16 protein-coding genes are annotated in these 12,172 nt (G+C 68.9%); 8 read left to right on the top strand and 8 right to left on the bottom strand.

What is annotated here, in order from left to right; all coding sequences use genetic code 11:
- Positions 1-218: 218 nt before the first annotated feature.
- Entirely contained in the window at positions 219-1,208 is a 990-nt protein-coding gene (locus ACGFJ2_RS17160; protein WP_393469104.1) for a GNAT family N-acetyltransferase, read from the top strand.
- On the opposite strand, the gene ACGFJ2_RS17165 is transcribed toward ACGFJ2_RS17160, so the two are convergent.
- A complete protein-coding gene (locus tag ACGFJ2_RS17165) occupies positions 1,205-2,149 on the bottom strand; it encodes a helix-turn-helix domain-containing protein (protein WP_358173478.1) in 945 nt (314 codons plus the stop codon). The genes ACGFJ2_RS17160 and ACGFJ2_RS17165 overlap by 4 nt on opposite strands.
- Positions 2,150-2,292: 143 nt before the next feature.
- Here ACGFJ2_RS17165 and ACGFJ2_RS17170 point away from each other — a divergent pair, with 143 nt between their 5' ends.
- Positions 2,293-2,733 carry a DUF6010 family protein gene (locus ACGFJ2_RS17170; protein WP_393469108.1) on the top strand — a complete coding sequence of 147 codons (441 nt, stop codon included), beginning with the start codon at positions 2,293-2,295 and terminating at the stop codon, positions 2,731-2,733.
- Positions 2,734-2,835: 102 nt separating this feature from the next.
- A complete protein-coding gene (locus ACGFJ2_RS17175; protein ID WP_357952396.1) occupies positions 2,836-3,288 on the top strand; it encodes a hypothetical protein in 453 nt (150 codons plus the stop codon).
- 34 nt (positions 3,289-3,322) lie between these two features.
- Here ACGFJ2_RS17175 and ACGFJ2_RS17180 read toward each other — a convergent pair whose 3' ends face one another.
- Both ACGFJ2_RS17180 and ACGFJ2_RS17185 read right to left on the bottom strand, forming a co-directional pair.
- Positions 3,323-3,832 carry an HAD domain-containing protein gene (locus tag ACGFJ2_RS17180; RefSeq protein ID WP_393469111.1) on the bottom strand — a complete coding sequence of 170 codons (510 nt, stop codon included), beginning with the start codon at positions 3,830-3,832 and terminating at the stop codon, positions 3,323-3,325.
- Between the two features lie 69 nt (positions 3,833-3,901).
- Positions 3,902-4,453, bottom strand: coding sequence for a helix-turn-helix domain-containing protein (locus tag ACGFJ2_RS17185; protein WP_393469114.1), 552 nt, complete (start codon positions 4,451-4,453; stop codon positions 3,902-3,904).
- Between the two features lie 65 nt (positions 4,454-4,518).
- Between ACGFJ2_RS17185 and ACGFJ2_RS17190 the strand changes: the two genes are divergently transcribed.
- A complete protein-coding gene (locus ACGFJ2_RS17190; RefSeq protein WP_393469117.1) occupies positions 4,519-5,364 on the top strand; it encodes an alpha/beta fold hydrolase in 846 nt (281 codons plus the stop codon).
- Here ACGFJ2_RS17190 and ACGFJ2_RS17195 read toward each other — a convergent pair.
- On the bottom strand, positions 5,348-5,785 hold the full coding sequence (locus tag ACGFJ2_RS17195) for an ATP-binding protein (protein ID WP_393469120.1): 438 nt from the start codon (positions 5,783-5,785) through the stop codon (positions 5,348-5,350). The genes ACGFJ2_RS17190 and ACGFJ2_RS17195 overlap by 17 nt on opposite strands.
- A 64-nt stretch (positions 5,786-5,849) precedes the next feature.
- On the opposite strand from ACGFJ2_RS17195, the gene ACGFJ2_RS17200 reads away from it, so the two are divergent.
- On the top strand, positions 5,850-6,071 hold the full coding sequence (locus tag ACGFJ2_RS17200) for a DUF397 domain-containing protein (protein WP_357952389.1): 222 nt from the start codon (positions 5,850-5,852) through the stop codon (positions 6,069-6,071).
- A gap of 76 nt (positions 6,072-6,147) precedes the next feature.
- Here ACGFJ2_RS17200 and ACGFJ2_RS17205 read toward each other — a convergent pair whose 3' ends face one another.
- Together ACGFJ2_RS17205 and ACGFJ2_RS17210 are read right to left on the bottom strand one after the other, a co-directional pair.
- A complete protein-coding gene (locus tag ACGFJ2_RS17205) occupies positions 6,148-7,020 on the bottom strand; it encodes a helix-turn-helix transcriptional regulator (protein ID WP_357952388.1) in 873 nt (290 codons plus the stop codon).
- Positions 7,021-7,114: 94 nt separating this feature from the next.
- A complete protein-coding gene (locus ACGFJ2_RS17210) occupies positions 7,115-7,699 on the bottom strand; it encodes an MFS transporter (RefSeq protein WP_393469124.1) in 585 nt (194 codons plus the stop codon).
- Between the two features lie 415 nt (positions 7,700-8,114).
- Between ACGFJ2_RS17210 and ACGFJ2_RS17215 the strand changes: the two genes are divergently transcribed.
- On the top strand, positions 8,115-9,032 hold the full coding sequence (locus ACGFJ2_RS17215; RefSeq protein WP_393469127.1) for an aldo/keto reductase family protein: 918 nt from the start codon (positions 8,115-8,117) through the stop codon (positions 9,030-9,032).
- 236 nt (positions 9,033-9,268) lie between these two features.
- On the opposite strand, the gene ACGFJ2_RS17220 is transcribed toward ACGFJ2_RS17215, so the two are convergent.
- Together ACGFJ2_RS17220 and ACGFJ2_RS17225 are read right to left on the bottom strand one after the other, a co-directional pair.
- The gene (locus tag ACGFJ2_RS17220; RefSeq protein ID WP_393469130.1) at positions 9,269-9,550 is read right to left on the bottom strand and encodes an FAD-dependent oxidoreductase; all 282 of its coding nucleotides are present in this window, start codon (positions 9,548-9,550) and stop codon (positions 9,269-9,271) included.
- Between the two features lies 1 nt (position 9,551).
- The gene (locus ACGFJ2_RS17225) at positions 9,552-10,112 is read right to left on the bottom strand and encodes a hypothetical protein (protein ID WP_393469133.1); all 561 of its coding nucleotides are present in this window, start codon (positions 10,110-10,112) and stop codon (positions 9,552-9,554) included.
- Positions 10,113-10,250: 138 nt separating this feature from the next.
- Between ACGFJ2_RS17225 and ACGFJ2_RS17230 the strand changes: the two genes are divergently transcribed.
- On the top strand, positions 10,251-10,859 hold the full coding sequence (locus ACGFJ2_RS17230; RefSeq protein WP_393469136.1) for a TetR/AcrR family transcriptional regulator: 609 nt from the start codon (positions 10,251-10,253) through the stop codon (positions 10,857-10,859).
- A gap of 125 nt (positions 10,860-10,984) precedes the next feature.
- Positions 10,985-12,166, top strand: coding sequence for a glycerophosphodiester phosphodiesterase (locus ACGFJ2_RS17235; protein WP_393469139.1), 1,182 nt, complete (start codon positions 10,985-10,987; stop codon positions 12,164-12,166).
- Positions 12,167-12,172: the final 6 nt, after the last annotated feature.

A 12,172-nucleotide genomic window follows, 5' to 3' on the forward strand; every position in this document is an offset into this window, starting at 1 on the left:
TGCACCGTGATCACCTCCGACTTGACGCACGCCATATCAGGGCAGAAAGCAACATTGACCCGATTCCAACATCACCACGAAGCCTAGCCAACAGAACATCTCAGCTGGATCTTCGAGGCCGCAGGCCAGGCAGCCTGGCCAACAGGAATCTCAGCGGCGGCGGGCGGGGCTGGTTCTGTAGGTTGATGGCGACATGGACCGGCCTTCGGGGAGACTCAGTGCGAGATGGGCAGCGGATGATCCAGCCGATCGATTTCGACCGGCCGGGCGACCTGGTCACGGGACTGTACGACGCGTTCGTGGCCGGCAACGGCGACGACCACGGCCCCGTACCCTCCCTGCCCTGGTTCTCCTACGTCGTCACTACGGGCGGGGCGGGCGGGCGGTCCGAGGCGTGGGTGGCGGCCGAGGGCGGCAGGGTGGTCGGCGGGTACGCGCTGGCACTGCCCGAGGACGACAACACCCACGTGGGCCGGCTGTTCACCCTCGTGGTGCGGCCGGAGCGGCGCGGCCGGGGCCTGGGCTCGGCGCTGTTCGAGCATGCCCTTGAGCGGCTGCGCGCCCACGGTCGGACGCTGGTCCTGACCGCGACGCCCGACACCGGCTCGGGCGCCCGCTTCGCCGCCGCGCGCGGGATGACGCTCTCGCTCACGGAGGCCCGCCGCACGCTCGACCTGCGTACGGCCGACTGGGCAGCGCTGGAGCGGATGCGGCCCGAGGTGGCCGGCTACCATCTGGAGCGCTGGGTCGGCCCGGCCGGCCCCGAGTTGCTGCAGGACCTGGCCACGCTGATGGGCGGCATGAACGACGCCCCGCGCGACGCGGACATCGAGGCCGCGAACTTCTCCGTCGACCGCGTGCGCAGCCGCGAGCAGGCCCTTCCGGTCATCGGCCGCATTCCGTACACCATGATCGCCAGGCGCACGTCCGACGGCGCCCCCGCCGGCTACACGCGCATCCTGGTCGACGAGGACCGCTCCGACAGCTGGGGCTATCAGGGGGACACGACCGTGCTGCGCGAGCACCGGGGCCACCGCCTGGGCCTGCTTCTCAAGATCGGCAACCTGCTCTGGCTGCGTGAGCGGGAGCCCCACATCGAGCGCGTCATCACGTGGAACGCCGTCTCCAACGCCCACATGCTGGCCATCAACGAGGCCATGGGGTTCGAGTTCTTCGACGAGCAGAGAGAGTGGCGGTTAGAGATTTAAGCGCTCCGGAAGGAGGCGCGATAGGCGTGCGGGGTCACGCCGACGACGCGCTTGAAGCGCTCCCGGAAGGCGGTGGGCGAACCGAACCCGGCCTGCGTCGCGATGCGCTCGACGCCGTGGCCGGTGGTCTCCAGTAGGAACTGCGCCCGGCGTACGCGGGCTCGTAGGAGCCACTGCAGCGGAGTGGTGCCGGTCTGCTCCCGGAAGCGGCGGCTGAAGGTCCGCTCGCTGAGCCCGCCGCGCCTGGCCATCTCCGCCAGGGTCACCTCCTGGGCGAGGTTGTCCTCGATCCACGACAGTACGGGCTCCAGCAGCGAGCCCTGGGGCACCGGCGGCTGAGCGTGCGTGATGAACTGCGCCTGTCCGCCCTCTCGTTCCAGCGGCATCACCGACAGCCGGGCCGAGTCGGCGGCGATCGCCGAGCCGAAGTCCCGCCGGATGAGGTGCAGGCACAGGTCCAGGCCGGCCGCGGCGCCGGCCGAGGTCAGGATCTGGCCGTTGTCGACGTACAGCACGTCCGGCCGTACATCCACCCGTGGAAACAGCTCGGCCAGCCGGTGGGCCGCGATCCAGTGCGTGGTCGCGCGCAGCCCGTCGAGCAGCCCGGCCGCGGCGAGGGTGAACGCCCCCGCGCAGATGGAGGCGATCCTGGTTCCCGCGGCCGCCGCCGCGCGCAGGGCGTCGAGTACTTCCCGGTCCGGCGGGGCGGCCTGTTCCGAGCAACCGGGCACGACGATCGTGTCCGCCTCCCGCAGCGCCTCCAGTCCGTACGGAGCGAGGAGCGTGAACGTGTCGCTGGCCACCTGCGGCGTCGCCGCGCAGACCAGGACCCGGTACGGGCGGCGCCCGTCCGCCAGGCGGGCCCGCCCGAACACCTCGATCGGGGTCGCCATGTCGGCCGCCACCACATGGTCCAGCGCCAGGACCGCCACCGTGTGCATAGGGACACGGTAGGCCACGCTGGATGGCGGGAAGCCGTTGGAAATTGTCGATTCAGCCCATGGGGCCTAGGGGGCGAGCCGATCTAGCCTGGCGCTGCCTTCGACTTCGACTCGCATGTTCGCAGAACGGATCACCACTCTTCATGTCCATCCTCATGCCGATCCTGATCGGTCTGATCGCCGTCTCCCTCATCTCCCTGATCCCCGAGCCGCATCGGCGCCGCGCGAATGCCGTGGCGGTCGCCGGCGCGGGCGCCGCCTATCTCAGCGGTGGCGGGCTCGGTTACTGGGAGTTCGTGCTGCCGGTCGTCATGTCGTACGTCGCCTACCGGGGGCTGGAAAGCTGGACGTTCATCGGCATCGGCTGGCTGCTCCACACCGCCTGGGACGTACTGCACCATCTCCAGGGCAGCCCCCTGCTCCCCTTCGCCGCGGACTCCTCCTTCGGCTGCGCCATCTGCGACCCGGTGATAGCGCTTTGGTGCTTCGCGGGCGGGCCTTCGGTCTTCGGCTGGCTCCGCACCCGCCTGTCCCGTCGGTCTGCGGCTCCGCTCTCCTCCCCCGACGGACGTCAACAGGCGTAAGAGCGCAGCTCTCAACGCGTGCTCAACACATACTCAACACGCGCCGCCTTACCTTCCCATTCGGAAGCAGACCCCCGTCTCATCCCGAAAAGGCAGGTAATCATGCGTCTCGCAAGCATCTCCCTCGCCCTCGCCACCACCGCCTCCAGTTTGGCCCTGGCGACGGCACCGGCCGTCGCGGCCCCGGCCGCGCACAGTGAAGTCTCGACCCGCGCGACGAGCGCAGCGGCAATGGCCAGCTGGCACACCCAACGGCACGAGTCGTTGGGCCCAAGCAAGGGGTACTTCTCGAGCGCGACCTGGAACCGGCCCTCGGGCGTCCGGGTGATGCAGGTCAAGGCCCGCTGCTGGGGCAACGACTCGCAGTTGGAGGTCAGACTCTGGTTCCTGCGCAACTGGGGCGGCGGCGAGAAGGTCGCCAAGTACGGCAAGTGGGCCTGCAACGGCAAGTACGGCATCGTCCGCATCAACAACGCCGGGCATTCGACGTACTGGGCGGCCTTCTCCCTCAGCAAGAAGCACACCGTCGAGTACTGGGTGCAGTACTACAAGTAACCCACCAGGGGCTCGAAGCGGGGCAGCCGCTCCCTTAGATCACGAGGTTCCGTAGCCAGGCGTCAAGTACGGCGAAGTCCTCGTGGGTGAGACCGTTCGCGGAGTCGACGCGGTGAAGAAGGGCCGGTCCGCGATGGTGTCTGGCGACCCATGTCCGATCGAGGTCGGTGATCTCGTCGTCGACCCAGACGAACGGACGGCCGGCGGCGGCCTCGACGAGCGCCTGCGTTTTCCAGTGCAGCACACCGTGGTCGTCTTCCTCAGGGGCGTCCGGGAGGTCGGCCACCGGGAGCTCCGGCAGGCCGAGCAGCGGAGCGATCACCTCGTTGGCGTCGTGCATCCACGCCGTGGCCCAGACGAGCTCGCAGGACAGCGCCAGCAGCCGCGGGCCATGCGCGAGATCGATCTTCGCCAGCTGCGGATTGGCCGCGTCCTGCCAGGCCGCCCACTCATCGAGGGCTGACGGGAGCCGGCCGCCGCCATAAGGCAGGAGCGTCCCGTCGACGTCCAGGAACAGCAGTGGGCGCTGGACATGATCGGTCATGGCCGCACGATATCGGCCGGATCGCCATCGAGGGGTGTCGCGCGTGCTTTGAGTCGGGACCGACAGCGGCTAACGGCCGACTTCAGGCGCGGGCGGCTGCTCGGCAGGGAACAAGATCGCGCTGAGGAGGTACGCCGTGCGGTCTGGCGTGGGTGTGTTGGCCAGCCGGTCGCGCAGCACCACGAGCAGATCGGCCAGCATTTCAGCGAGCTCGTCCGGGCTCAGCCAGACGGTGCCCTGCCGGTAGGAGACCGAGTCGGCCTCCGGGCTGGCGCCGTCGCGATCCAGGTAGGCGTTGAACTCGGCGATCAGGACGGCCATGGCCGCGGCGAATCCCCGGCGGTGGTCGTCGAGCGACATCGTGGCGGCCTCGCCGGCGCCGATCCTGGGCCGGTCCTGACGCAGCCGGTAGCGGCGCTCGACGGCGCCGCGTACTCGCTGCTCGCCGTCCACTTCCAGGAACCCTCCCTCGGTCAGCTGGGCGACCTGCCGGTACATCGTGATCTTCGGCACCTCGGGCATGCGGGCGCACATTTGCGCGATCGTCAGCGCGCCCGCTGCGGACAGGGCGTGCACGATGCGCAGCCGCACCGGGTGCAACAGCTGCTCGACAGGATCCATGGCTCAACGATTTCATATGAGATACCGTTATCCAAAATGAAAACGTTGCGCTCGGAGGAGGAGCCATGCGAGACGCCACCGGACAGCTGGTGCCCGTCAACGGCCGGACCGTCTATGTCGAGAAGTCCGGCCAGGGACAGGACTGGGTGGTCTTCGAGGCGGGCAGCGGATGTGGCCGGACCTGTTGGGACCCGGTGCTGCCGCCGCTGGCCGGCAAGGCGCGGCTGGTGACCTACGACCGCGCCGGGCGCGCGCTCAGCGGCCGTACCACCCAGCAGCTCAGCATCGACGACCTGGCCGCCGACCTGGTCGCGATGACCGAGGCCGTCGTCCCGGGCGAGTTCGTGCTCGTCGCGCACAGCATGGGCGGGCTGGTCGCCCGCCGCGCCGCCGAGCGCCTGGGATCCCGGCTGCGGGGGCTCCTGCTGGTCGACCCCACACCGGAGACCTCACCGGTGTACGACACGTGGGACCAGACCACCAAGAAGATCGACCGCATGCTGGCCGTGACGCAGGCGCTCAGCCGCTTCCGCCCCTTGGCGCGGCTGTTCAGCGGTAATGTCCGGCCCTTGTTCTCCGCCGACACCTATGAGGCCATGCTCGCCGAGAACTTCACCCCCGCCGGGACCGCTCAGACCCGCAGGGAGATGCAGGCGGTGGCCGCCGCCATCCCGCGGTTCCGCGCCCACCCGCCCCAGCTCCCGAAATGCCCGACGATCGTGCTGTCGGCGGCGCGCGCCGCCAAAGGGCGGGAGCGCCAGAACGCCGCCATCCGCGAGCACCAGCGGCGGTACGCCGAGACTCTGCCCGACGGGCGTTACGAAGTCGTCGACTCGGCGCACTTGATCCAGGCCGAGCAACCGCACCTCGTCGCCGACCGGATAGGCCGGCTTCTCAGCCGTAGCTCCTGATCACCCGCCCGCTTGCCTGATCGACGATCTGCTCTGGCGCTTCCACGTACGCCATGCTCGCCGCAATAGGGTCCAGCTCAAACCATACGGTCCGGCCGAACAAGTGCCTTCTGACACCCCATTTCGTCGCCACGGCCGCCAAGATTTGCAGCCCACGCCCGCCGGTCTCGTTCGCGTCGTCGTTGCGGAGCCGCGGCCCCGACCACCAGCCCTGGTCCCTGACCTCAACACGGATCCGGCCGCCGCTGCCGCGCCACATGCGGACGCGAAAAGCTCCATTTCTCCAGCGGCCGGAAATAGTATGCCTTATTGCGTTGGTGGCGATTTCGGTGACCAGAAGCCGTACGTTATCCAGAAGATTCGCATCGTCGGCGGCTTCAGGCAGCTCCCTGACCAGCCAGCTAGCGGCATAAATCCGCACTCATACGCAGCGCGGCGCTCCCCGAGTATCTGTCAGTGCAGCGAATCAAGGAGAGAGTGGCAGCGTGGAGTTGAATGAGGAAGTTATCAAGGAGATCGCAAACCCAATCGGATGGATCACCGCCTCGAGCGGTCAAGGCGGCGATTGCCTGGAAGCCAAGCATCTGTCCGACGGCCGCGTCGCCCTGCGCGACACTGAGCAACCAGACGCCGAGCCCTGGGTAGTCCGCCGAGCCGTCTGGGACAAGTTCGTAGCGGGCGCGAAGAACGGGATCTTCGACTTCTAGCGCCATCAACCATGCGGCCCTCGACAAATCCATCGGGGGCCGCACACGTTGGTCAAACCCCCGCATGGGCCGGATGTCAGCGTTTGGTGTCGGCGTGTGCGGTGGCTTGCTCCTGGGTGGCTGCCCAGCTCGCCAGGAGCTGCAGGGCGTCCGCGGCCGGTGTGCCGGGGTCGGCGCTGTAGACGGTGATGGACAGCCCTTCGTCGCCGGGCAGGTCCAGGGACTCGTGCCTCAGCTCCATCGCGCCGACCACCGGGTGGTGGAAGCGTTTGGTTCCTCTGGTGTAGACGTGCACGTTGTGGGCGCCCCACAGGGTGCGGAAGGCGTCGCTGCGGGTGGACAGCTCGCCGATCAGGTTCGACAGTTCTCGGTCGTAGGGGTTCTTGGCGGCTTCGACCCGCAGGACGCCGACGCCGTCGCGGGCGACGCGTTCCCATTCGGGGTAGAACGTTCTGGCCCGGGGGTCGAGGAAGACGAACCGGCAGCAGTTGGCCGGCTCCTGTTCGAAGCACTGACAGTGCAGGGCGCGGGCCAATGGGTTGGCCGCCAGGATGTCCATGCGGTTGTTGCGCAGGTAGGCCGGCTGGTCGTGCAGGCCTTCGATGATGCGCAGCACGCTGGGCCGCACGGTGGCCTGTTTGGGGCGGGGCCGCTCGTGGAGGGGCCGGGCGTTGGCGGCGTGCGCCAGGGCGTACAGGTGGTCCCGTTCGGTGTCGTCCAGGCGCAATGCCCGGACGAGGGCGTTGAGCACGCTGTCGGAGACCCCGCCGAGGTTGCCGCGTTCCAGGCGTGTGTAGTACTCGACGCTGACCCCGGCCAGCGTCGCGACCTCGCCTCGGCGCAGGCCGGGCACGCGCCTCTGCCCGTACGCGGGCAGGCCCGCCTCCTCCGGCGTGATCTTGTCGCGGCGGGATCTCAGGAAAGTGCTGACCTCGGCCCGGTTGTCCATAACCTCAGCATAGGAAGGATGCACCGGCCGGTGAGGGCGCGTGAGAGTCCCTGCCAGTACCCCCCACAGAGGTCCCCTCGGCATGGGACGCGCATCACAGGGACGCGTTCGGCTTCTCGGCGTACGGCGTGGAAACCCCTGCGGGGGAACCTGCCTCCTTCAGTCGGCCGCGGGTAAGCGCCCACCCCACGAGGCCGAGAAGGGCGACGGCCATGATCGCCGCCCAGCCGGCGACCAGCGACAGTGCCAGCACGGCCAGGGCGGCACCGGTGGCGGGAACCGACCATCCCCGATCGTGCAGGACGCCGGCTCGCCGGGCGGCGAAAGCGCCGGCCACTCCGGCCAGGCCCAGCAGGCCGATCTGGCCGGCCGAGTAGGAGAACGGCGCCGCTGTCAGCAGGTAGGTCAGTGACGTCCAGAACAACGAGAACACCGCGAAGCTCGCGGCGCAGATGACCAGAGTCGGGAGCGCTGCGCGGTGGCGTACCACGGTGGTGAAGACCGACCCCAGAAGGCGCGGGTAGGGAACGGGTTGGCGTGGTTCGAGGGGCGGGATGACCTTACGGAGCACGACGGCGAGGACGAGCGTCGCCGCGGCCGCGATCACGAAGATCGCCCGCCAGCCGAGCAGGTCCGCGACGAAGCCGACCATTCTCGTGCCCAGGACCGCGATCTTCATGATCTTCTCCCCTTCAGTCGAATGGCGTGTGGTGGAGCGCCGACCGGCGTCCCCGCGTCCATGGCCAGGCAGAGCCGACCACTGACTATGCGACGCAAAAACAGCTGTGACCTGGGAGTCTCCGCTGTGAGGGGTACTGGCAGAAACCCCCAGCGCCCAAGACGGGGCTCCAGGTAAACCCGGCTCCCGGTCGAGAGGGCCCGCGAAGGGGGTCCCTGGCAGTACCCCCCTGCCTCGCGGTAGGACCCGCCATCCGGCGTTAGAGTCGGAAACAGATCACTCGTGGGCGCAAAGCCGCAGGCCAGAAGAGTCGGCCCATACCTTCCGGGCGACGCGTCGAAGGTGACGACAGCTGCCAGGCCGCCGACCCGCGTCGCGTCATGGCCGCGACCCGAGCACACATCCAGGAGGACCCGTGACCGCCTCGTACAGCAGGACACTCGCACCCGGGGTCGACATCCCGCTCCTCGGGTTCGGCACCTACCTCATCCCCGACGCGGAGGCCGCCGACGCCGTCGAGGCGGCGCTGCGCGCCGGCTACCGCCACATCGACACCGCGGAGGTCTACCAGAACGAACGCGGCGTCGGTGAGGGCCTTCGCCGCGGCATGGCCGCCGAGGGGCTCACCCGCGACGACCTGTTCATCACGACCAAGCTGTGGCCGGGAGACGGAGACGAGTCCTTCAAGTCGACGCAGCAGGCCGTCGACGCCTTCGAGGAGAGTCTCCAGAGGCTAGGCCTCGGCCACGTCGACCTGTACCTGATCCACGCGCCGTTCAACCGGACGCAGCGGCTGGAGCAGTGGCGTGCGCTGGTCGAGCTGTACGAGAAGCACAAGGCGCGGGCGATCGGCGTGTCCAACTTCAGCGCCGCGCACATCGAGGAACTGACGGCGGCGGGTCTCCCCTTGCCACACGCGAACCAGATCGAACTGCACCCGTGGTCTCAGAAGCCCGAACTCGTGCGCTTTCTCGACGAGAACGGCATCGTTCCCATCGCCTACAGCAGCTTGGTGCCCCTCTCGACCTGGCGGACCGCCCCGGGCCATCACAGTGGCAAGACGGATGAGATGCGGGCCGACAGCGCCAGTGGCGATTCGCCGTTCAAGGCCCTTGCCGCCAAGTACGGGGTTACCGAGGCGCGGCTGTTGCTGCGGTGGGGCGTCCAGAACGGGTACCCGGTCCTGCCCAAGAGCATCAACCCCGCGCGTATGCGGGAGAACGCTGACTTGTTCTCGTTCGCGATCGACGACGAGGACATGCGGGCCATCACCGCGATGGACCGCGGCCAGGGCGTCGCGTGGGGATCATCCGACCCCACGCACGCCACCTGATCGCCGCGCTCGACCGCCTCCCGGCTGGTCCACGGCGTGGCCTCCCGCAAACCGGGAATGTCGGGCAGTAGCGCGCCGCTTCCGGTCGCGATGACCACCGCATGCCGGGCCGTCAGCGTGATGGGGACGCCGTCGTCGCCGGTCACCTCGACCACGCCCGCGGACACGATCCGGCCCTGGCCACGGTGCAGGGCGATCCCGGCCGAATCGAGCCAGCCGACCTGACCGTCGTCCTTTCAGTGCGAGGCGAAACCATCCCGCCGGCCCAGCACCGCGGCCGCGTCGAGACCACCGGTCACCGCCTCGCGCGCACCCGGCACCTGACGCGCCGCCCGTAACGCCGCCGCGCTGCGCAGCAACGCCTTGGTCGGCATGCAGGCCCAGTAGGAGCATTCCCCGCCGACGAGCTCGCGCTCGACGATGGCGGCGCTCAGACCGCCCCGCACCACCCGGTCGGCGGCGTTCTCCCCGACCGGACCGGCCCCGATGACGACGACGTCGTACGTTTTGCCGTCCACCTCAGTTCCCCTTCGCGGCGCGACCGAGGCGGAGGGCCGAGATGAGGAAGAAGATGCCGCCGGGGACGGCGTAGCCGGCCGCGTTGGTCAGCGTCGGGTTGGCCGCGGCGGCGCCGACGACGAACGACGCACCGGCGAGTACGGAGACGCCGCCGCTGATGATCATCGGCCACTGGCCGCCCATCTCGCGTCGGGTGACACCCACGATCAACTGGACCAGCCCGGCAATGACCGCCCAGGCGCCCCACACGCGCAGCACCGCCGGGATGCCGGACGCGCAGGCGATGGCCACACCGATGGCGGTGATCAGGCTGACGGCGACGTTCACGTACAGCAGGGCAGGTGATCCGGTGGCGCGCGACGCGCGGGCGTCGATGACGGCGGCGGCCACGTCGAACAGCGGGTAGAGCACGAGCAGGGTGACCGCCAGCGGGCCCAGGTTCGAGGCGGTCGTGAACATCGCGAGGGCCCAGACGATGGCGAACGCGAACCGGACGAAGTACAGCCGCCGTAGCGCGGACGCGGTCCCGGAAATACCGGGCGACGCGGCGATGGTGCTCATGATGATCCTCTCGGTGGATGAGTGATGAGGAGAGCGCTTCAGCGCCTTCAGCTAGACCGAACGTTCTATCTCGGCACAGCATGGCAATCTGCGGCGCGGACTGTCAAGACCGAACGTTCTATCCGCTAGGCTGGCGGCATGCCCACCTCATCCGAAGGCCGGCCGTCCGAAGCGCGGTCCCGGCTGCTCAACACGGCCACCCGGCTCTTCTACGCGGAGGGCATCCACTCCGTCGGCATCGATCGCATCGTCGCGGAAGCGCAGGTGACGCGGGCCACCCTCTACCGGCACTTCCCCGGCAAGGAAGACCTTGTCCTCGCCTACCTGAACGAGGTCGACCGGGCCATGCGGGGGCAGGCGGACGAGGCCGTCGCCGCCGGGCTACCGGCCGCCGGCACCATCCAGGCCCTCAGCGAGTCCATCGCCCAAGGCATCCGGTCCGCCGGCTTCCGGGGATGCGCCTTCCTCAACGCCGCCGCCGAGTACCCCGACCCGGAGTCCCCGGTGCACAAGGCCGTGCTCGCCCACCGCCAATGGTTCCTGGGAACCGTCACGGAGCTGCTGACCAAGATCCAGGAGACCGGCGCCGAGCCCGCCGCCCGCCACTTCGTGATGATGCGCGACGGCGCCATGGCCGCCGGCTGCCTGTTCGACCCGGAGTTGATCTGCGAGACGTTCCTGCACGGAGTCGAGAGACTTCTGAAGGTCTATGCCGCCACCGACTACAGCGACCCGGCGGGAGCCTGAGAGGGACGGCTTGTCACCGGAAATTCCGCCGTTATTGGCCCATAGCTAGATTTCGGTCATTACCATAATTGCCGCGGTGATCATCGGTGAGAGTCTCCGGTACAGATGCCGCAGGGAGTTTCAACGTGCGGAAGATCGCAGCCACCACCCTCGCCATCCTCGCCGGAACCGGAGCCGGAACCGGAGCCGGAGCTGGAGCCGGCACAGCTCCAGCGGCAGCAGCAGCCGAATCCGCACCCGACCGGTCCCAGGTCGTCATCATCGGCCACCGCGGCGCGGCGGGCCACCGCCCCGAGCACACGCAGGGCGGCTATGAGCTGGCCGTGGCCATGGGTGCCGACTGGATCGAGCCCGACCTGGTGCCGACCAAGGACCACAAGCTGGTCGTCAGGCACGAGAACGAGATCTCCGGCACCACCGACGTGTCGCTGCGCCCCGAGTTCGCCGCGCGCAAGACCACCAAGGTCGTCGACGGCCGCAACGTGACCGGGTGGTTCACCGAGGACTTCACCCTGGCCGAGCTGAAGACGCTGCGCGCGGTCGAGCGGCTGCCCGCGATCCGCCAGCGCAACACCGTGTACAACGGCTACTACCAGGTGCTCACCTTCCAGGAGGTGCTCGACCTGGCCAAGCGGCTCTCGCGCCAGTACGGCAAGCAGGTCGGAGTATTTCCCGAGACCAAGCACCCGACCTACTTCAGGTCGATCGGGCTGCCGCTGGAGGAGCCGCTGATCGAGACCGTCAAGCGCAACGGGCTCAACCGGCCGAACAGCCCGGTCGTGGTCCAGTCGTTCGAGCCGTCCAGCCTGAAGCGGGTGGCGAAGGAGCTCCGCGTGCCGCTGTGGCAGGCCCTGGGCACCACCGGCCAGCCGTACGACCTGACCGCCGCCGGAGACCCGACGACCTACGCGGACATGATGAAGCCCGAAGGGCTGGCGAAGATCGCGCAGTACGCGAAGTGGATCGGGCCGGACAAGTCATCGGCGCTCCCGCTCAACCCGGACGGCAGCTCGGGCACCCCGACGACGCTGGTGTCCGACGCGCACAAGGCCGGGTTGAAGATCGGCGTGTACACCTTCCGCAGCGAGAACCAGTACCTGCCCCTGCAGCTGCGTCGCGGCCAGACCCCGACGGACCACGGTGACGCGCTGGCGGAGTACCGGGCGCACATAGACCTGGGCGTGGACGCCTTCGTCACCGACTATCCCGACGCCGCCGCCCTGGCGAAGGCGGAGCAGGGCAGGCCGCGCGAGCAGGTACAGCCGAAGCAGTTCGACAACGGCCTGCCGGAAGAAGGACAGGAGTAGACAAGG

Origin of the sequence: Nonomuraea sp. NPDC049028 (assembly GCF_043197735.1) — a bacterium.
Classification (GTDB): domain Bacteria; phylum Actinomycetota; class Actinomycetes; order Streptosporangiales; family Streptosporangiaceae; genus Nonomuraea.

Bases quoted from the DNA above. Each gene is read 5' to 3' on its own strand.
- ACGFJ2_RS17230 (WP_393469136.1), top strand. From the start codon at position 10,251: ATGCCCACCTCATCCGAAGGCCGGCCGTCCGAAGCGCGGTCCCGGCTG.
- ACGFJ2_RS17225 (WP_393469133.1), bottom strand. From the start codon at position 10,112: ATGAGCACCATCGCCGCGTCGCCCGGTATTTCCGGGACCGCGTCCGCG.
- ACGFJ2_RS17205 (WP_357952388.1), bottom strand. From the start codon at position 7,020: ATGGACAACCGGGCCGAGGTCAGCACTTTCCTGAGATCCCGCCGCGAC.
- ACGFJ2_RS17210 (WP_393469124.1), bottom strand. From the start codon at position 7,699: ATGAAGATCGCGGTCCTGGGCACGAGAATGGTCGGCTTCGTCGCGGAC.
- ACGFJ2_RS17180 (WP_393469111.1), bottom strand. From the start codon at position 3,832: ATGACCGATCATGTCCAGCGCCCACTGCTGTTCCTGGACGTCGACGGG.
- ACGFJ2_RS17170 (WP_393469108.1), top strand. From the start codon at position 2,293: ATGTCCATCCTCATGCCGATCCTGATCGGTCTGATCGCCGTCTCCCTC.
- ACGFJ2_RS17175 (WP_357952396.1), top strand. From the start codon at position 2,836: ATGCGTCTCGCAAGCATCTCCCTCGCCCTCGCCACCACCGCCTCCAGT.
- ACGFJ2_RS17185 (WP_393469114.1), bottom strand. From the start codon at position 4,453: ATGGATCCTGTCGAGCAGCTGTTGCACCCGGTGCGGCTGCGCATCGTG.
- ACGFJ2_RS17190 (WP_393469117.1), top strand. From the start codon at position 4,519: ATGCGAGACGCCACCGGACAGCTGGTGCCCGTCAACGGCCGGACCGTC.
- ACGFJ2_RS17165 (WP_358173478.1), bottom strand. From the start codon at position 2,149: ATGCACACGGTGGCGGTCCTGGCGCTGGACCATGTGGTGGCGGCCGAC.